Origin of the sequence: Martinezella multihospitum (assembly GCF_900094585.1) — a bacterium.
GTDB classification, from domain to species: Bacteria; Pseudomonadota; Alphaproteobacteria; order Rhizobiales; family Rhizobiaceae; genus Rhizobium; species Rhizobium multihospitium.
On record NZ_FMAG01000014.1, the window covers coordinates 90,163 to 108,233 of the forward strand.

The window sequence follows — 18,071 nt, forward strand, 5'->3', positions numbered from 1 at the left end:
TCAACGCCACAGCGAAAACGGGTTCATGCTCATTAGCTTTGCGATGTATCTTGAGTCCGCTGAGGTCATGTTGTGTGACGCGAAATGTACATCGTTATCCCTGAGCCGCGTACGGGATCAAAAAAGACAGGGTCAAGCAGGCGTGCAGCATACTCTGCCTCGAATCTTCGGACCACCGGTTCGCCGCAAAGTTCGAAGAGCGCACGCTGAAGGCTCGATCCCATCAGCGAGAGGGACTTGGCCAAGGAACGGCTTCGCATGCCTATGCTGATCTGTTTGATCCGCGCGTCAGTCGTATTGAACGCGACGACTGCGCGTAAGCGATCACTGGCGTCACCGTGAATCGTGACTCGAAGCCGAAAGGGACGCTGAGCATCGAAATCCTTGTCTATCTTGTCTAGGATTTCGTCGATTGCCTCGCGAGGCATTAGCTGACCACTCGTGACATCGGGGACGTGTTCAAGACGTTCGGGAAATTGCCGGAGTGCGACCTCCTCGGATTCCTCGCCGACGGTGTGAAAGGCTGACGGAATATCCGCGAGCCATTCTTGCCGTTTCACGATCGCACGGTGTTTTGCTTCGACGTCACCATACCTCGAAATCGAAAAGCTCTTTGTCCTTGCTCCATCGGGAGAGGAAATGTAGGCGACCCATCGCGGCTGAGGATCATCTACCTTGTAGACGCCGGATACGCCGCTGGTGTTGTCGCTTCTCAGGCAGTTTGCCGTCTCTCTCAGGGTTGACGGCGGCAAAGCGTGCATGATTGCGTCGCGATAGGCGCGTGCCTGCTCGAAGGCAACTTCAGCGGATCCGTAAGCGGTATCCTTGAAGGTGCGATTGATCTGCCGCCCCTGTCGACGCAGCATCACTCGCCATGCGCCAGCGATGCCGCCCCGAGGCGGTAGGCGCTTGAGAGCATAGATGTGGGTGCCATCTCCAGAATTCGAATTCGCGCTCGCATTGCAATCAGGCTGAGCTGTTGAGGCGTCAAATCTTCGTTCATCGCGGCCTTGATTTTCCAGGATGGCACCTATCTTTGATTGCGTCGTACACATGTGGCACTCGTATCGTAAGTCAAGCCTCGCTAACCTTACGTTGTGAATACCAAGAAGGGCACGCTACAATGGCGCTTGATGAACTTGGCGACACGCTGACGAGCGAAGGATTTTCGCAGGTCGATCGAACCATTCGAATTGAAACGGTTTTGGGAGCCGATGTCCTTCTGGCAGAACGCCTCTATTATCGAGCCGGGATCAACGAACTGTTCGACTTGCGCGTCGATGTGCGTGCCAAGGATGGCGAGATAGACCCCAAGAGGTTGATCGCCACGCTTGCCGACGTGTCGCTGGAAATTGGAGAAGGGCAGCGCAAGACGTGGAACGGTCTCGTTCAGAGCGTGACGGCCGGACCGCCACTGACAAGGGGTGGACGGGCCTATACGCTGGTCATCAGGCCGCAACTGTTCCTGCTCAGCCAAAAATCGGACTGGCGCACATGGCAGCATCTATCGAGTGTCGAGGTCGCACAGACGTTGCTCTCCGAACACGGACTGCCTGCACCGGACGTATCGGGCGTGATCCATCAACCCAAGCCGATGGTCTATGCCGTCCAGGCAGGTGAGACGGATCTCGATTACCTCACCCGCCGCCTCGAGGCAGACGGGATTTTCTACTACTTCCGACATGAGGGCGGCCAGAAAGGTTCGGTTTCGGCCAAGCACGTCCTGGTCCTTGCTGATCATCAGTCGGGTTACGACAAACCAACCAACGAGGCGGATGGGAAGATCCGCTATGCCCTCGGCAGTTCCGACCGCAACCATATCAACAACTGGCTGCAGCGCTTCGAATATTCTCCCGGACGCCGTACGGGTGCCGACTATAATTTCCTGCATGTCGACATTCCCACAGCCGATGTACCCTCACTGATCGAACTCAACGGCAACCAGAAATACGAGCTGTTCGAGTTCGGCTCAGTGGTGGGTGGTTATGGCGTCGGCTCCGCGTCCGAAGGCATCGACAGCGCGGAGGTGGAGAAGCAATCAAGGTGGCGTATGCAGGCCACCGAAGTCGATCACAATCTTACCGAAGGCTCTTCGACCGTCCGCACCTTGGAGGTCGGCCAGAAATTCCAGCCGTATGATGTCGCCAATCCCGCCAACACGTTCGAGGAGATGGTGATCCACAAGCTGGAGGTAAGCGCGAGCGACCATTCCTATGAGGCGGCCGATCAGGATGTGCCGGAATATTCCAATCGTTTTGTCGCCTTGCCAGCTCGGGTGCCGGCGACGCCGCACCGTACCACATCGAAGCCGCGTATCGACGGTGTGCATGTCGGCTTCATCGCCGGGCCGGAGGGAGAAGAGATTCACACCGACCAGCACGGCAGAATCAAGCTTTGGATGCCATGGGACCGCAAAGCCAAGAAGGACGGAAGCGATAGTCCCTGGATACGAGTCTCGCAGGCATGGGCTGGGTCGACCTGGGGCGGACAGATCATCCCCCGTATCGGTCAGGAGGCGATGGTCGCTTTCATCGGCGGAGATCCCGACCGTCCGGTGGTGCTTGGCCTCGCGCCGAACGCACGGCAAACGGTCCCCTACGATCTTCCTGCGAACAAGACCCGCTCGACCTTGCGCTCCAATTCTCACAAGAGCGTCGGCTTCAACGAATTTTCGCTGGAAGACAAGACGGGCGGGGAGAACATGTTCTTCCATGCCCAAAAGGACCACACGACCCGCGTCCTCAACGACCGGACGGCACGTATCGACAGCCACGACGTTCATTCCGTCGGAGGTAATCGATCGGTCGAGGTCGCCAACAACCAGAAGCATGAAATCGGAGGCTCCTATCACCTCACCGTGGGAGGGACCGGCGCTGGCGCTCTCGGAGCGCTTGCCGGTGTAGCCGGGCTCGCCGGACAAACCGCCAGCCTCTTGCAGCAGGCGGGCCAGATCGCTGGTGGTGGTGGCGCAGAGCTTGGAGGCTTCGCCATGTCGATTGCTTCCTCGGCACTGGGATTCCTATCAGGCGAGGGATTGAGCGCACGGGAGGGCGTGGTGTCCGGTCCCAGCCCCCGCGCAGATGCTGGCACGGCTCTTGCCGGAGCCGGAACCGGCGTGGGCCAGGATGTCGGCGGTCTCTTTTCCCTGCCGGGTATGATGTACACCGTAGCCGGTACCTTCAAGCATGATAGCATTGGTATTGCCCGTGTCGAACAGATCGGCATGAGTAAAGTCACACATGTGGGGCAAACATTTATTGAAAAGGTGGGCAAAGAACAGCACACTAACGTCGGCAAAAAGATCAATGTCCAGGTCGGCGAACTCTACAACATCGCCTCGGGGGAGAAATTTCACGGTGAGTCCAAGGTGTGGGAGATCTACGCCGGCACCGAGATCCGTCTGTCCGCTCCGGGCGGCTACATCGCCATCAACAAACAAGGCATCAAGCTTCACGCCCTTAAGATCGAGATCGAAGGCGACCAAATTGACTTTAGGAAGGGCGGACCGGGCCAAGGCCCCTCTTGTCCCAGGTTGATGGCGAAGTCCTCAACGCCTTTTGTGAGGACTTGAACAGATGACAGCCATGCAAACCGAAGAGGACGCGTTCTCAACGCGTTTTCGCGCTGGACTGGCCGACATGATGGCGGCGGGACCGATGTTTGCGGTCCTTGATGGTGCGCATTTCGATGATTTGCAGCAGGAACTGCTTAGTCTGGACATTCCCGCCCGGTCATTGTTCCTGTCGGGAGGGGATCCGAAGTGGCGGCGTGACGGGCCTTGGCTGGTCGCGCTCGTCAACAGGCATATCTGCGATCAGGTCGCAGACTTTGCGTTGGAAAAGCCCTGTGCGGTGTTCTGGTCATGTCTGGCCGGAGAGGCGGCGCTCTACAAGCATTTGCGAACCCTCAACCGGATTCTGGTCCCGGACGACCGAATCGCGGGCAATGACGGCCGATCAGGCAAGAAGGTCGTCTATGAGCGTGTATTGTTCCGCCATTGGGACCCCAACGTAATGGGATCATTGCTGCATTCATTCACGAAGTCGCAGTTCGCGCGAATTCTCGGCCCGGCGACGACCATCTTCATGAACGCCACTGACTATGGCGGCATGAAGCGGGTGACAAAGTCCAGTAACCTCCCGCCCATGCCGAAAGGCCCGCTTACAATTACGCCAACTGAGATCTCAGCCACCAACGATTTGATGGCACAGGCTTCGAAACGGCGGATCTGCAATTACCTGCGCGATGTCGCCCCATCGCAAACGGCCGCCATGAGCGACGCAGAACTGTCCGTGGCAGCGCAAGGCTACATGGATGAGGGGCGCACATACGGCGTTCAAAGCGAGGCCGCACTTGCCCGATGGAGCTACATGCAGGTCGTCACATCAGGCAAACTCACGACAAATCCCGACGTCGTCAAGGTCATGACGGCGCACGATCCCGCCGTTTCTCCCGACAGGCGTGTACAGCTGTTGCTTCAGGCCAGTATCAATTATGCAAGGGAGAACCGCTAATGCCTCCCGCAGTGGCTGCAGGTTATTTCGTTGCAGAAACTGCACCGGTTTGGGGTCCCGCGCTCGTCAACGCCGCAACATGGATCGGCGGCGGTATCCTTCTAGCGGTTGGGTTGAGTTCGGATACCCCGAATGCGGACGCACAGGCTGACGCGCAGACCAAAGCTAACACCGCCACCTGCGCGACAGGCAATTGCCCGCCTCCGCCTGAATGTGAGGGCATCCTCGCGGAGATGCGCAAAAAGATTCAGCTCCTCAAAAAGGAACTGGCAAAATACGATCCCATCCTCGATGCGCAGGGCGGCTTTCCCATGGGAGGTGGAAAGCTGACTTCCCCTGGAGGACACTATAAGGAAATCCGCGACCTTCAGCGGGGGCTAAAAAATGAGGGGCAAGCCTTCAACAAGAATAAATGTTACGACAAGGTATCGAAGGCGGATAAAGTAACCAGGGATCATGCGGATTCCTTGACCAATCAGAATATAGAAGTACCTCCCGGACAAGATTTCATACCCCTTAGGTAAGCACCGCTATGTCTTTGAATTCTGAAGAGCAATATATCTTGAGAAACTGGGAGGAGAAATTCCTCGCTGGAGATCATTCGCATGACGCATTTTGCGTGAAAATTTTCCGCGACGAGATACTTGAGGACGATACGCCGATATTATTTCAATGTGTCTCGAATCTTTCTGCGCTTAAATTCCTAGACGATAACGATGTCAATCTTTTGCAGCGGTCGTCGGATGGCAGTACGCTGCTGATGGAGAAAATCCCGGAATTTGAGACGGACGCATACCGATGGCTTGCTGAGCACTTTAGGTTGAGCAAGGCGGTCGATCTTGCGGATGACGAAGGTGTCACGCCTTTGTCATCCATGATCAAATTCGGCCATATCGAAAAGGCGCGAATTTTGCTGGAGAACGGGGCGTCCGTTAATACATATGCGGAGATTAAGCGTTACGGCGGCGCAAAGTTGGACATTCCCACTCAAGCGGTGAATTGTATTACGCTGGGACAATCCGATCAGCAGCAGACGGCGATAGCGGCGTTAAAACTCCTAAAGGACTTTGGATACAAGGCGACACCGGCGCAAAAGCAAGTTTTTCTAGATCGAACGATGGCGCAAAAGCCTGATGTCTACGAGTGGATCAAATCAAACTTATAGATACTTAATACGGCGTCCAAAGCGAGGCCGCACTTGCACGATGGAGTTATATGCAGGTCATGACATCCGGCAAGCTCACGACAAATCCCGACGTCGTCAAAGTCATGACGACACATAATCCCGTCGTTACTCCCGACCGGCGTGTACAGCTGTTGCTCCAAGCCAGTATCAATTATGCAAGGGGGAACCGCTAATGCCTCCCGCAGTGGCTGCAGGTTATTTCGTTGCAGAAACTGCACCGGTTTGGGGTCCCGCGCTCGTCAACGCCGCAACATGGATCGGTGGCGGTATTCTTCTAGCCGCTGGGTTGAGTTCAGATACCCCAAACGCTGACACACAAGCTAGCGCCCAGACCAAGGCGGACACGGCCACCTGTGCAACAGGTAATTGCCCGCCAGAAGACAAATGCAAATTTGACAAGTACAACAAACTCAAATGCGGCGAAAACCAGCAGAAACACCACATCATCGCCGACTATGTGATTCGAGCCGGAAAACGACTGGATGACAGCCTTCGGCTGCCGAACGCGCCCTCCCTGGATGACGGCCCAAGCATCTGTCTTGATGATACCGAGCACAACAGTGTACACAGGCAGATGGATGCAGCCGTCAAAAACCTTGGGCCGGACGCCACACTTGGGCAGGTCAAAGACATTGCGATGGCCGCGATCAAGAAGGTGAAGCCCGAATGCGAGGGGAAGATGGATGACCTGAAGTCTCAGGTCGACAAAGCGTTCGAGAAGATGGGTGACGACGCTCCCGTCAGGCATCAAAAAAGCCCGCTTCCCAACCAAAATCAAATAGACAGATTGTTCGGACGTGGCATTGGCGACGGACTGGAATAAAGCGAGGTGAAAATTGGACTATCTGCGCTTTCGAAAAGGATTTGCCAAATATCCTCATCTGGCGATGTTTCTGGCCTATGTTGGCGACAGCGATCCATTCGAGCCGCCAACCAAGATCATCGTGCTTAAAGACATCGGCACACCCGATGGCCAATGGGGACTGGAGAATCTTCAGGACGTCTTCGTGGATATCAGCACATTCAAGTCGGATGACATGGACCGTCCGGCGTTTGTCTGCGTCTCGGAAGAGGGGAAAGTCTGGTTCCATCTTCCGACGCGTATCGAGGAAGACATCGCCGATGCCGGTCTGCAAAAACCTGGCTCCTTGGGCCTTGGCTATCTCGGCGGAATCAAGCAGCTCAGCAGTGACCTTTTCGCGTTTGGCTTCGCCGGCCAAGTCTACCGGCGTGCTGCTCCCGGGAAATGGGAGCATTTCGACGAAGGGTTGCTCGGCTCGATTGGTGACGAGTTCGACATAACCGACATGTGCGTGTCAGGCGGGACGTTCTATGCCGTAACCCGGATGGGCGGTAGAGGCCGGATTTGCTCCAGAAGCAAGGGCATCTGGGTGGACGAATTCAACCCGTCGGGCGATTGGCTCAACGCGGTCGCGGCCGATCCTGCCTCCGGGATGGTGTGGGCCTGCGGTCGAAATGGCGCCCTTCTTCACGGCAACGCCCAAAGTGGATTTACCAGTGCTGGCAACCTCGGATGCTATGAGGAATTCCTTTCCATCGCCTTTTTCAAAGGGCAAGTCTGGCTGAACTCGGCAAACGCGCTTTACACCTATGCCTCGGGGACATTGTCTAAAGTGGAGACCGGGCTTGTTCCAAAATTGCGGAATGCCCATCGTTTGCAGGTTGTTGGCGATGTGCTGTGGGCCTTTGGTTATGATGATATCGCCCGTTTCGATGGTGAGAAATGGACGCGCTTCGTTTGTCCCGGAACGCTGCCGTTCACGCCTAAAGCATAATCCTGAAAAGTTGCGAATTTTCGGGATTATGTAGAGAGGCGATGAGTAGAGCGAGGTGGCGTCCAGCTTGATCACATCTGGCTCAGGGAACAGCGTTCCGATGCGGTGATCGTTGAACATGAAGCGGAGTCAATCCGCGTATGACTGTGAGGGATACGAATGGGAAGCCCGGGAACATTGAAGGGTCAAATGCATGTCTGTCCGATGTGCGATCCAGGTCCAAAGCCACATGTAGGTGGGCCGGTGCAATCGTGCCAGCAAGACTTCGTCAAGGTGAACGGTATTCCCCTCGCGACAGTCGGCGATAAATGCCTCTGTACGGGGGTGCCGACGACAGCAGCGATTACAAGCGGCTCTTCCGTAGCTAAGATCAACGGCAAGAAGGTTGCGCGCATGGGCGATGCCTGCGAGCATGGCGGTCGGCTCGTACAAGGCGAAGCGTGGCTCAGGTTTGAATAGGTATTTGTGCGTTGGAAAGGATGGCTTCTATCAAAACTAGAGTCGGCCGTTCGAAAAAACCTCCGCCACCATCAGGAAAATTTCCGTATTTCTTTTTATATTGTTATAATCAGGAACGAATTTCATAAATCCGGAATTTAGGTAAAATTCAATATTCTCAGAATTATGTTTCGAGTAAAGTATTCCAATACTACGTTTACAATTGTTTTTAACATGTTCTATCATCGCGCTACCTATGCCGCGCCGTCTAAATCCATTTTCAACATAGATTGAATTTATAATCGAAAGAGGGGCGGTGAAGTTTAATACTTCACCATTCACATCGTATAATCCAAGTGCCTTATAGAAACGAAAGTGCTCTTTGAGCAAATCAAAATCAAGTATTTGAATAAATCCTACTCGGAAAGAATTAATATTAGCAATAGAAAATTGCCTCAACTGATACAGCGGATCAGTTCTTAATTCCAATCTGGATGCTATCCAGCCAGAGTCTGCATAGGCTGGGCCTTCTTTGATGGTGGGAAGTGTCTTGATCTGCGAAAAGCCACTTGAAATAAAATCTATGTCTGAACTTTTTGCGAACGTGAATTCCATGCAACTCCCGCCTATTCATTCAGTCTCTCTAGCCTGGTTCAGGCCCAAGGCAAGAATCTTACGACTAAATGCAAAACGACACCACCGGTCATCGAGAAGCCCATCCATGACTATGCCTCGGACGCTCATCTGAAGTGGTGCCTGGATACCTGTTCAAGGTGGAGAATGAGTGATTCATCCGCACTGCGAATGTCCTATCCTATGGGAAGGAGAGGTAGGTGTCTGGAACAAAGCTCAGGGTCCTCCTGCCGGCGATCTCTTCGATCTACGGGAAGGTTGGCGCGAGCTTTCCTCTTGACGCTAGACGACTCGTGGCCGCCTTCGAGCACTACCTTTCGCTCGAGGAAAATGTAACCAGGCGCAAACGCCGAGCAGCGAATGCCTGAAAAGCTGACAAAGAGCCGGGCGGAGGACATTGCGCCCTTACTTCCTCCAGGAGTGGAGTTCACGGACGACGATGCCATTCATGCTTTCGGCGTGATTGGAACGATGTCCTGCGCCTGCTTAAAAGTGAGCCATGGAAATCGTTGGAAGGCGATATACCAACTTCGAGCGAAGAAATTTCCTAAGCTTCTGTTGTAGCCGGCAGTTGGTCTAAAGCAATGAAATACTTATACTGAGCGCAGTTATCATGCCCGCTTGATACGCAGATCTACGGTTCACATCAATCACTTTTGGCTGCGCCCACAGCTTAACGTAACAACTTCGAGCCCGCGGTCCGGCAGGATTAACTATGCGCTCTTCACTGCCACTCCGGCTCCCGCAAGGTCGCTGTCCATGTGCTAACGTGATTGGCGATGGTGGTGAGATGATCGGCGACCGTGAGACCGGAGATGGCTTTTCTCGGCCGGAAGTCGTGATCTCCGTCCTCAAGCCATAGAATTTCGATCATTTTGGAGAGCTTGTAACCAGAGACCTCCTCTCGCGATCCGAACAGATCGCGCGTCCCCTGGCAGACGAGGGTAGGTGTCTTCATTTCCTCGAGATGAGCGGTCCGCAAGCTCTGCGGTTTTCCGATCGGGTGGAACGGGTAGCCGAGGCAGAGCAACCCAGAAATCTTGCCCACGTCGCGAAGCTCATCCGCGATCATGCTGGCCACGCGTCCGCCCATGGATTTTCCCGCGATGACGATGGTTCCTCGCGCACCGAGTTCATCGATCACAGCTTCATATTCCTGCTTTAGAAGTTCCGCGCGTGGAGGCGGCGATCGCTTTCCGGTGGAACGTCGTGCTGCCATGTAATCGAACTCGAACCGGACGACCCGCAGGCCCTTGTCGGCAAGTGCGGACGACGTGTTTTCCATCCACGTCGTGTCCATTGTCGCGCCGGCGCCGTGGGCAAGGACGATGGTGATCTTGGCATCTTGAGGACCGGTGACGAGAAAGTCATGGGGCATTCAGGATTCTCCTGGTTTCGGGGAATCTACGTCAGTTGCGTAAAATAAATGCCGCCGCTTCCCGCACGGCCGATGATTTATCGAATTCAACCTGCCGGGCATAGTGGCGGCCGGCATCTCCTGGCAGCGAGTTCCGCCCTATGCAATCCAGCACGACGCGCCTCACCTGCGGCGATCGATCAAGGATCGCTCGGGTCGGCGACTTCAATTGGTGATGCCGAGCAAACAAGCTTTCGATGGCTGTAGATTGGATTCCACCGCTTGAGATTATAGCGTTTGTCTATCCAATCCCAACGAAAACCGGAACGCTATCTTGCCATCCCGTCAATGAGCGCTTCGGCCGCGATCGCTCGCACCATGGGCTTCACCGATCGTGCGGAAATCTCCTCCAGATAGGCGTCAAGCAAGGGTGTACGCAGCGCGTGGCGAAACGTCGATGGTGTCGGACCTGTTGTTTGCTGGATCAGCAGCTTTGCTAGTTCGGCTGTTACGTCCGGTCGGGCGTAGAGCTCGTCGATCATGGATCGTTCCCGCTCGCCCCACCGCTCCCAACCATGTTGCCGCGTGAGCAGAGCCAATCCGGCGCGAGCAATCACATCGGGTTGGGTGAGAGGGAACACGCGTTGTGCACAAAGGAACGCCGCCGTGCGAACCGGTCCGACCCAATCGTTCATTCGCCACATGACTGCCGCAACAAGAAAGGGAGATTGGAGGCCGACCGAAATCCTGTTGAGCGAAGGCGAACCTGTCGCCTTCCCGACGCTCACTGACGCTTTTTCCGCCAAGGTGCATTCTTCTGCCAGTCGCCGGCCATGATGCTCCCGAACGGGATCACTTCGTCGACCACTTCGGCAAGGCCATAATGTTCGATCTGTGCCCGCACGTTGGCAGCGCTCTTGTAGGCGCTCGGCAGTTCCGACACGTCCGCAAAGCCGGAGAAGAAGCGAACGTCGAGGCCGCTTGTTTCCTTCTCCAGGATTGCCGCGATGTTGTTCGGGCTCAGACCACGCGAATCTGCCCCATACTCCGCCGACAACTGCCGCATATGGGCGCTGCGCGAAACATTGCGGCCGGCGCCGTGCGGCGAGAAGCCGAGACCATGAGCGGCATTGGTTCCGCGAACGATCAGCACCGGTTCCGCCATGTTGAGCGGAATGATAGTCAGATCAGCCGCATCGTGTGCCCAGTTATCAAACGCCGGCGTCGCGCCCTTTCCATGATAGAACAGCCCGTCCGACTTCCGGAACACGAAATTATGCTCGTTCCAGAAGCGATCGGCGACCTTGCAGGTGCCTTGGTAGCAATGAGCTTGAAGGATTAAAGAAGCCGGTTCGAGTTGCTCTGAAGGCGGCACTTCGGATCTCTTATGGTGTGCCTGTGACAGAACGGCACAGGGCGGACTTAGAACTTAAAGATATATTGTACATATATGTTTAAGAGCATACATGAGTGCCGCCACCATCAAATCACGGAGATCCGAAATGGCTAGAGAACTGAGCGCGGCGACCAAGGCAATCGTAAAGGTGACCGTGCCGGCGCTGGCTGCGCACGGCACGGACATCACCGCTGCAATGTACCTGCTCCTTTTCAAGAATGAGGAGGTTCGCAACCTATTCAATCAATCGAACCAGGGAGAGGGCGGTGGTCAGACTAGGGCGTTGGCGCAGGCAATCCTCGCCTACGCGCAGAATATCGATAATCTTGCCGTCCTCGGCCCGGCTGTCGAGCGGATCGCACAGAAGCATGTCGGCTTGCAGATTCTGCCTCATCATTATCCCTATGTTGCCGATGCGCTGCTTGCCGCCATCAAGCAGGTCTTGGGTGACGCTGCGACCGACGAAGTACTTGCAGCCTGGGGCGAGGCTTACTGGTTCCTGGCGGATATTTTGATCGGTAGGGAAAAGCAGGTCTACGAAGAGCTGAGCTCCGCGGAGGGCGGATGGAGTGGCTGGCGCCGCTTCCGCATCGCAGGCAAGCAACGCGAGAGCGATATCATCACCTCTTTCGTTCTGGAGCCGGAAGACCATGAAGCGGTCGTCCGCCATCTCCCCGGCCAGTATTTGACCTTCCGGATCGCGGTGCCGGGAAGGGGAGAGTACCGCCGCAACTACAGCATCTCTTCGGCACCAAATGGCAAGACCTACAGAATTTCCGTCAAACGCGAGCCGTTAGGTGTCATTTCGAACTATCTGCATGACAGCGTGATGGAGGGCGATGTGCTCGACATTGCGCCGCCGGCCGGCGATTTCTTCCTCAAGGAGGATACAACGCGGCCGATAGTTCTGCTGAGCGGCGGCGTCGGCCTGACGCCGATGATCAGTATGCTCGAAACCATGACGGCAAGGGACGGCAATGCCAGTGTTTACTACGTTCACGGCGCCGAGGATGGCAGGGTCCATGCGATGGGCGAGCATGTGCGCAAGCTCATCTTCGCTCACGAAGGAATGAGATCGGCGATCTTCTATCGGACACCGCATTCGGAAGACCGCAAGGGCGTTCACTACGATCAGGAGGGCTTTGTCACTCTTGAATGGCTCTCCGAAAACACGCCACTGAAGGAGGCCGACATCTATCTCTGTGGGCCGAAGCCGTTCCTTGCCGTCTTCGTCAACGGATTGGCAAAGGCTGGCGTCCCCAAAGACAGGATCCACTACGAATTCTTCGGTCCTGCCGACGATCTGGCAGCGTAAGGCGAGCATCAGGCGGTTGGAACTCGCTCTGCCGCCTGGTTGCCACTATGCTGCAATGGAATCGGGAGATAATCCATGCGGCTGACAGTTTATTCGGACTATGCGTTGCGGTTGATGATGTATCTCGGCCTTCGCAGGGGCGGAAACCTGTCCACAATCGATGAGGTGGCCGCAGCCTACCATATCTCGAAGGCCCATCTGATGAAGATTACCCATGAGCTCGGTCAGAAAGGCTTGATCGAGACTATTCGGGGGCGTCAGGGGGGAATGCGTCTCGCTCGCGAGCCGTCGGCGATCCGCGTCGGGGATATCGTCCGCGCATGCGAGCCGGATTTCGCATTGGTTCCTTGCATGGAGCCTGAAGGCGGCAAAGGCTGCATTATCTTGCCCGCCTGCGTGCTCAAGCGCGCACTTGCAACCGCCGCCGCCGCCTTTCTCGATGTCCTCGACGGATATACGCTGGAAGATCTCGTCGGGCCTGGTCTCGCGCTCCGGCAACTTCTGGGCATTGAGAATTCCGATGCGTCTGAGAGGGCGGTGGATGCATGAATGTTGCCAGGCTGTTGATTTGCGCTGAGAGCTGACCCGAGATAGCGGGAAATTATCACTGAGATTTGACCCCGTTATTACGTTTGGCCTTTAACTTGCCGAGCGGAAATCAGACGGTGAAATGTCTCCCTATTTCGAACCAATTGCGGACTTTCACGAAACGTCAGGCCGGGTGAGCTTCCCATGGAAATCAACTGGCGTATTGATCGACACTGCGATGGGTAATTGCAGAACCGCTCTTGCACAACACGAAACGGCCGCATTGACATGATATGCTGATAACCATGTCGCGATGCCGCACTCCAGACGGCGATATTAATAGCAAAAGCAACATCAGTCGCGTCATTATCCTCTATATCATTGTTTAAGGAGCAAGCCGTAAAAAGCTTGAATTGTCAGTTGGTTTCAACACAACAACCACACCCGCCGACCCATAAAGCCACCTTCGATACCACCGCATCAAAGACTACATTTGCGAGCTTGAAGCGAAGATACGAACAATTTCAGCTATTGGCGCATGAGCGCGCCCGGGCTGGCGACCAAATTGAGGCGGAAAACATGTTTCAACATGCGGAGCATTACTATCGCGCCGCAGCCCTACAAAAGGCTGGCTACAACCGTTGATCACAATGACCGTCTCCGGATGCCAAAACGAGCCAGATGCAGCAGCCTGGCTGAAAATTCTGTCGAAATATCGTACACCCAGCCCACGTCGCAGTGCCTTTGAACTCGCCGTGACAGCCATTCCTTTTGCCGCGTTCTGGGTCTTGACTTGGGTCGCTGTGCACTACGGATTCTGGTACGGCCTCATCCTTGTTGTCCCGGCCGCGGCATTTCTGTTGCGCTTGTTCATGATCCAGCACGATTGTGGCCATGGTTCGTTCTTTGCAAATCGCCGCTTTGACGACTGGATCGGGCGTATTCTTGGTGTCTTGACCCTAACGCCCTATGACTACTGGCGGCGCGCGCATGCCGAACATCATGCATCAGCCGGAAACCTGAATGAGCGCGGTATTGGCGACATAACCACGCTAACCGTAAGTGAATACTATGCTCGCTCCAAATGGGGGCGAATTGGGTATCGTCTCTATAGGCATCCGCTCGTGATGTTCGGGATTGGGCCGGTGTGGCTTTTTCTATTCCAGCAACGTCTCCCGGTCGGCATGTTGCGTGCCGGTCTCCTGCCATGGGTATCGGCAATGTCGACCAATCTGGCGCTTGCTGTGATCATGTCACTTCTCATCTGGGCGATTGGGCCTGCAGCTTTCTTCATGATCCATCTGCCGATCGTTTTGCTGGCTGGCGCCGTTGGTATCTGGCTCTTTTATGTGCAGCATCAATTCGAGGAAACGCACTGGTCAAAGAAGCCGGAGTGGCAATTTCCGAACGCCGCACTGCATGGTGCTTCCCATTATGACTTGCCGCCCGTTCTGCGCTGGGTGACCGGCAATATCGGCATTCATCATGTGCATCATCTCTGCAGCCGCATTCCCTATTATCGCCTGCCGGAGGTTTTGCGAAACCATCCAGAACTTGGTGACATAGGCCGGATCACGTTGCGTCAGAGCCTGCGATGCGTAAAGCTCGTGCTTTGGGACGAGGGCGGCCAGAAGCTGGTTTCATTCCGCGATGCAGCCGAAATTGCGAGGGCCTCTTAAGACCATATTGGCGGCGAAGTGGTCTCATGGTGTTGATCGGAAGTTCGCATATCGCCATTCAAGGCTGCAGGAGCCGGCTATTTGGCGACATCGCTCGCTGCAGGCGCTGCTGGCTCAGAGCGCTTGTGAGTTCCGCTTAGTCCATAGAGAATGGAAAGTGCCAGGCCGATAACCATGGCGGTGACCATTATTCTCTTGCCAAATCGGGATTCCATCCTGGTTCTCCTCCGAACGTTCAGTAGAACAGTTCCTATAAGGGGCAATACGCACTTTTAGTTGGCAACGGTGCCGGTGAAGGACCAGGAATAATGTTGACTTGACCCCTCGAAACCGACTGCACCAAAACGCCTTCAGTGAACCGGCGCGCGTTTCGTCAGCTCGGCAACCTTTTTGACATGCTTGACAGCTGCGCTTCCGCCACTCGTCTGCGTAAACAAGGAAAGACGGCTGTCGTCATCGTCGGCGACCGGTGTTAGTGCCTGATCCATATAGGCCTTTGACGTTTTATCCCTGGCGATCAGGTAGGCGGAGAAAGAGAGGCTGGTGATTGCTCCGGCGAGCCTCAAATGTTTCACGAGGGTGCCGCCGATGAATTTTGGCCAAAACCATAGGGGATTTTCCCTCTCCAGATCCGGCCGACGCTCATCTGGATGCTTCAACCGCATCACGCCGCTTTGCAAGGGATGAACGTTTTCGAGCGGCACCGTTGTTGCAAAGGATATCAGCACCTTCACCAGACTGGCGACCGGCATGCCCGTGGCGACAGCGCGACGCAGCAACGTTTTCATATGTTGCGGAGAATAATAGAGGGACCAGGCCTCCTGATAGATCTCCTCCCACTCCACCTTGCTCATCTTATCATGCGCTGTGCAAACATGTTCGACGTCGTATATGTTCAGATCATCGTCCATGCTGATGCCATTGCGCCAGAGCGTCTGGTGATCTTCCGAGCCGGGTAGCGGGGTGAGCACGAAGAATTCGATGACATCGAGTGGCAGTTCCTCCTGGATGATGCGAATATCGCGGCGAATGGTATCCGGCGTATCGGAAGGAAAGCCGAGGATGTAACCCGCAAGCGTCATGATGCCTTGCGCTTTCCAGGCGAGCAGCATCTTGCGGTACTCGGTTATTTTGTTCTGGTTCTTCTTCGCCGCGACGAGATTGTCGGGATTGACATTTTCAAGCCCGATAAAGACGCGAGTAACACCGGCGCGCTTGGATTTTTCAATGAAGTTCGGGATCTTGTGACAGAGCGTGTCGACCTGGATCATCAAGCCGAGCGGAATGCCGTGTTGCTCCTTCAACTCGATAAGGCGGTCGAAGATTGCCTCCCAATCTCGGTTCCGAGCAAAATTGTCATCCGTGATGAAGAACTTGTGAATTCCCTGCGCCCAATTCAGGCGCACCAGCGTTTCGATATCATCGGCGGAGCGAAAGCGCGATTTGCGGCCCTGGACATTGATGATCGTGCAGAATGAACATTGATATGGGCATCCGCGCCCTGCATCGAAGCTGCTGCTGAGGCCAAGCGTGTGTTCGATGCTATCCTTGGGCAGAAAGGGCACCGGGCTACCCTCGATGCCGGGCAGATCATTCATGAAATTATAGAGGGGTTTCAATGCCCCCTGCGAAGCATCGCGCAGGACAGCTTCGAGGCGCCCCTCGGCTTCGCCCGCAAACATCGCAATGCCCATCTCCCGGCAGGCATCCAGTTCGATGGCGGCGCCGTCAAGCATGGCCAGGCAGCCGGAAATGTGAAAGCCACCCATACAAACGGCGATATCGGCTTCTCGGAACGGGCGGGCAATATCAAGCGCGCGGGGATATTGGTTGGATTGAACACCCACCAGCGCCACCATTCCGAAATTGTCGTTCTGGCGCAGCTTTTCGATGAGTGATGCGATTTTGATGCGGGTATTGGTTTCATCGATTACCACAATGTCGATCCCGATATCGGGACCAAGGCTCTCTCGCTCCGCACAATCGCGGGCGATGCCATAGATGGCAGCCAGCGAGTTGGAAGGAATCATCGCTCTCCACCATCGGATAACGTAGCCGTCATCGTCGTAGTGAGAGGGTTTTATAAGAATGAGCTGGAAGCGTCGATGACGCGCCTCGATCTGTTGGGCCAAAGATCTATCTTTCGGTGGAGGCGCTGGCCCTAGGGTAACAGGCAATATTTTAGATGCAAGGAATAGATTGGGATTGGCCCTGTAGGACTTCTCCGCCGATGTTGATCGGGCTGTCGGCGACAATCACCCTTTGTCGATTAAATCTGTCCGCGCATTGCCAAATCAGAAATAGAGCCTATGTTGGGTAAATCGACCATTGCTTGTGATGTCGCTCAAGAGCCACAGGGCTCCCTCGGATTTCCGCTCAAATAATCGATCTGATCCTGCAAGGTATTGCGGGAACTACGACAATTGCTTCGAAAGGAAATCACCATGGCCACAGGCACTGTGAAATGGTTCGATGCCGGCAGAGGATTTGGGTTCATTCAACCCGATGACGGCAGCACGGACGTATTCGTTCATATCTCCGCCTTGGAACGCGCTGGGATGCGCGCGCTGAAGGATGGTCAGAAGGTCAGCTATGATCTCTTCCAGGATCGCAAAACCGGCAAAAGCTCTGCCGACAATCTTCAGGCGGTTTAAGCTTGTCACTCATTCCAGCTGACCACGGATGTACTGGCAGCAGAATTGAATGACCGTAGGAGATCGGGATAACACCCCATCTTATTGGAACCAGTCGTATTCTCACCTGCATCTACGAAGTGGTAAGAGACGCATGTAATAGCAAGCTGAATAGAACTCAGCATCTGCATAATCAAACAGCAATCGGCTCGTGCCTGCTTTGACCACGCATGTACTGGCACGGCGGGATTGCGAACCTTTTTGAAAGGTCGGGCATTCCCCGGCCTTTTTGTTTTGGAGAAATATAATGACGAAGACAAATGCAGAGAAGCTCCTTCAGCGAGCACTACGCCAAGTGAAGAACACAAGCGGTGGCGGGCACTTGGGAGGCACTAATTTCGGGCAAACCTATGATGCGAAGACATCGTCCAGCAAGAATGGAAACGATAAATCGCGCAAGCCCCGCGCATGAAATAGCCTTAAATGGAGAGCGATAGTGTTGCATCAGCGTCGCTCTCGTCTTGTCCTACCAGAGTGTGGGCGTCGCCTCAGCGGTAGCAGGGTTCTTGCAAAGGCGGAAGTTTCAGGCAGCCGCG

The 18,071-nt window shown here is 55.0% G+C and carries 17 protein-coding genes and 1 pseudogene; 12 read left to right on the forward strand and 6 right to left on the reverse strand.

Features of this window, described 5'->3' with window-relative positions:
• Positions 1-65 precede the first annotated feature (65 nt).
• Positions 66-866 carry an AP2/ERF family transcription factor gene (locus GA0061103_RS32985; protein WP_167376690.1) on the reverse strand — a complete coding sequence of 267 codons (801 nt, stop codon included), beginning with the start codon at positions 864-866 and terminating at the stop codon, positions 66-68.
• A gap of 113 nt (positions 867-979) precedes the next feature.
• Between GA0061103_RS32985 and GA0061103_RS32990 the strand changes: the two genes are divergently transcribed.
• The 7 genes from GA0061103_RS32990 (at position 980) to GA0061103_RS33020 (ending at position 7,955) form a co-directional block, all read left to right on the forward strand.
• Positions 980-3,571: a type VI secretion system Vgr family protein gene (locus tag GA0061103_RS32990; RefSeq protein WP_342588022.1), complete on the forward strand. Its 2,592-nt coding sequence runs from the start codon at positions 980-982 to the stop codon at positions 3,569-3,571.
• A gap of 13 nt (positions 3,572-3,584) precedes the next feature.
• Positions 3,585-4,514 (forward strand): DUF4123 domain-containing protein, encoded by a 930-nt coding sequence (locus GA0061103_RS32995; RefSeq protein ID WP_167376691.1) that lies wholly within the window; start codon positions 3,585-3,587, stop codon positions 4,512-4,514.
• A complete protein-coding gene (locus tag GA0061103_RS33000) occupies positions 4,514-5,038 on the forward strand; it encodes a PIN domain-containing protein (RefSeq protein WP_092719896.1) in 525 nt (174 codons plus the stop codon). The genes GA0061103_RS32995 and GA0061103_RS33000 overlap by 1 nt, the downstream gene beginning before the upstream one ends.
• Positions 5,039-5,046: 8 nt before the next feature.
• Positions 5,047-5,679 carry an ankyrin repeat domain-containing protein gene (locus GA0061103_RS33005; RefSeq protein WP_092719898.1) on the forward strand — a complete coding sequence of 211 codons (633 nt, stop codon included), beginning with the start codon at positions 5,047-5,049 and terminating at the stop codon, positions 5,677-5,679.
• A 193-nt stretch (positions 5,680-5,872) separates the two neighbouring features.
• Positions 5,873-6,523 carry a hypothetical protein gene (locus GA0061103_RS33010; RefSeq protein WP_092719900.1) on the forward strand — a complete coding sequence of 217 codons (651 nt, stop codon included), beginning with the start codon at positions 5,873-5,875 and terminating at the stop codon, positions 6,521-6,523.
• A gap of 13 nt (positions 6,524-6,536) precedes the next feature.
• Positions 6,537-7,496: a hypothetical protein gene (locus GA0061103_RS33015; RefSeq protein WP_092719902.1), complete on the forward strand. Its 960-nt coding sequence runs from the start codon at positions 6,537-6,539 to the stop codon at positions 7,494-7,496.
• A 159-nt stretch (positions 7,497-7,655) separates the two neighbouring features.
• A complete protein-coding gene (locus GA0061103_RS33020; protein ID WP_092719904.1) occupies positions 7,656-7,955 on the forward strand; it encodes a PAAR domain-containing protein in 300 nt (99 codons plus the stop codon).
• Between the two features lie 36 nt (positions 7,956-7,991).
• Here GA0061103_RS33020 and GA0061103_RS33025 read toward each other — a convergent pair whose 3' ends face one another.
• The 4 genes and pseudogenes from GA0061103_RS33025 to GA0061103_RS33045 form a co-directional block, all read right to left on the reverse strand.
• Positions 7,992-8,549: a GNAT family N-acetyltransferase gene (locus GA0061103_RS33025; protein WP_092719906.1), complete on the reverse strand. Its 558-nt coding sequence runs from the start codon at positions 8,547-8,549 to the stop codon at positions 7,992-7,994.
• Between the two features lie 742 nt (positions 8,550-9,291).
• Positions 9,292-9,945, reverse strand: coding sequence for an alpha/beta fold hydrolase (locus GA0061103_RS33035; protein WP_092719910.1), 654 nt, complete (start codon positions 9,943-9,945; stop codon positions 9,292-9,294).
• A gap of 308 nt (positions 9,946-10,253) precedes the next feature.
• Positions 10,254-10,466: a hypothetical protein gene (locus tag GA0061103_RS34885; RefSeq protein ID WP_141694504.1), complete on the reverse strand. Its 213-nt coding sequence runs from the start codon at positions 10,464-10,466 to the stop codon at positions 10,254-10,256.
• Between the two features lie 242 nt (positions 10,467-10,708).
• Positions 10,709-11,236: pseudogene (locus GA0061103_RS33045) on the reverse strand (RtcB family protein); the annotation flags it as partial.
• A 190-nt stretch (positions 11,237-11,426) separates the two neighbouring features.
• On the opposite strand from GA0061103_RS33045, the gene hmpA reads away from it, so the two are divergent.
• The 4 genes from hmpA (at position 11,427) to GA0061103_RS33060 (ending at position 14,842) form a co-directional block, all read left to right on the forward strand.
• Positions 11,427-12,635, forward strand: coding sequence for an NO-inducible flavohemoprotein (hmpA, locus tag GA0061103_RS33050; RefSeq protein ID WP_092719914.1), 1,209 nt, complete (start codon positions 11,427-11,429; stop codon positions 12,633-12,635).
• A 75-nt stretch (positions 12,636-12,710) separates the two neighbouring features.
• Positions 12,711-13,184, forward strand: coding sequence for an RrF2 family transcriptional regulator (locus tag GA0061103_RS33055; protein ID WP_092719917.1), 474 nt, complete (start codon positions 12,711-12,713; stop codon positions 13,182-13,184).
• A gap of 480 nt (positions 13,185-13,664) precedes the next feature.
• Entirely contained in the window at positions 13,665-13,808 is a 144-nt protein-coding gene (locus tag GA0061103_RS35710; protein ID WP_425349577.1) for a DUF4167 domain-containing protein, read from the forward strand.
• Positions 13,809-13,813: 5 nt separating this feature from the next.
• Positions 13,814-14,842, forward strand: coding sequence for a fatty acid desaturase (locus GA0061103_RS33060; protein WP_092719919.1), 1,029 nt, complete (start codon positions 13,814-13,816; stop codon positions 14,840-14,842).
• 350 nt (positions 14,843-15,192) lie between these two features.
• On the opposite strand, the gene GA0061103_RS33065 is transcribed toward GA0061103_RS33060, so the two are convergent.
• Positions 15,193-16,974: a B12-binding domain-containing radical SAM protein gene (locus GA0061103_RS33065; RefSeq protein ID WP_092719922.1), complete on the reverse strand. Its 1,782-nt coding sequence runs from the start codon at positions 16,972-16,974 to the stop codon at positions 15,193-15,195.
• A gap of 312 nt (positions 16,975-17,286) precedes the next feature.
• On the opposite strand from GA0061103_RS33065, the gene GA0061103_RS33070 reads away from it, so the two are divergent.
• Positions 17,287-17,496, forward strand: coding sequence for a cold-shock protein (locus GA0061103_RS33070; RefSeq protein ID WP_092719924.1), 210 nt, complete (start codon positions 17,287-17,289; stop codon positions 17,494-17,496).
• Positions 17,497-18,071 lie beyond the last annotated feature (575 nt).

Coding starts and splice junctions, on each gene's coding strand:
- GA0061103_RS32995 (WP_167376691.1), top strand. CDS start 3,585: ATGCAAACCGAAGAGGACGCGTTCTCAACGCGTTTTCGCGCTGGACTG.
- hmpA (WP_092719914.1), top strand. CDS start 11,427: ATGGCTAGAGAACTGAGCGCGGCGACCAAGGCAATCGTAAAGGTGACC.
- GA0061103_RS33020 (WP_092719904.1), top strand. CDS start 7,656: ATGGGAAGCCCGGGAACATTGAAGGGTCAAATGCATGTCTGTCCGATG.
- GA0061103_RS33060 (WP_092719919.1), top strand. CDS start 13,814: ATGACCGTCTCCGGATGCCAAAACGAGCCAGATGCAGCAGCCTGGCTG.
- GA0061103_RS34885 (WP_141694504.1), bottom strand. CDS start 10,466: ATGATCGACGAGCTCTACGCCCGACCGGACGTAACAGCCGAACTAGCA.
- GA0061103_RS33005 (WP_092719898.1), top strand. CDS start 5,047: ATGTCTTTGAATTCTGAAGAGCAATATATCTTGAGAAACTGGGAGGAG.
- GA0061103_RS33025 (WP_092719906.1), bottom strand. CDS start 8,549: ATGGAATTCACGTTCGCAAAAAGTTCAGACATAGATTTTATTTCAAGT.
- GA0061103_RS33070 (WP_092719924.1), top strand. CDS start 17,287: ATGGCCACAGGCACTGTGAAATGGTTCGATGCCGGCAGAGGATTTGGG.
- GA0061103_RS32985 (WP_167376690.1), bottom strand. CDS start 866: ATGCTGCGTCGACAGGGGCGGCAGATCAATCGCACCTTCAAGGATACC.
- GA0061103_RS33055 (WP_092719917.1), top strand. CDS start 12,711: ATGCGGCTGACAGTTTATTCGGACTATGCGTTGCGGTTGATGATGTAT.
- GA0061103_RS33010 (WP_092719900.1), top strand. CDS start 5,873: ATGCCTCCCGCAGTGGCTGCAGGTTATTTCGTTGCAGAAACTGCACCG.
- GA0061103_RS33035 (WP_092719910.1), bottom strand. CDS start 9,945: ATGCCCCATGACTTTCTCGTCACCGGTCCTCAAGATGCCAAGATCACC.
- GA0061103_RS33000 (WP_092719896.1), top strand. CDS start 4,514: ATGCCTCCCGCAGTGGCTGCAGGTTATTTCGTTGCAGAAACTGCACCG.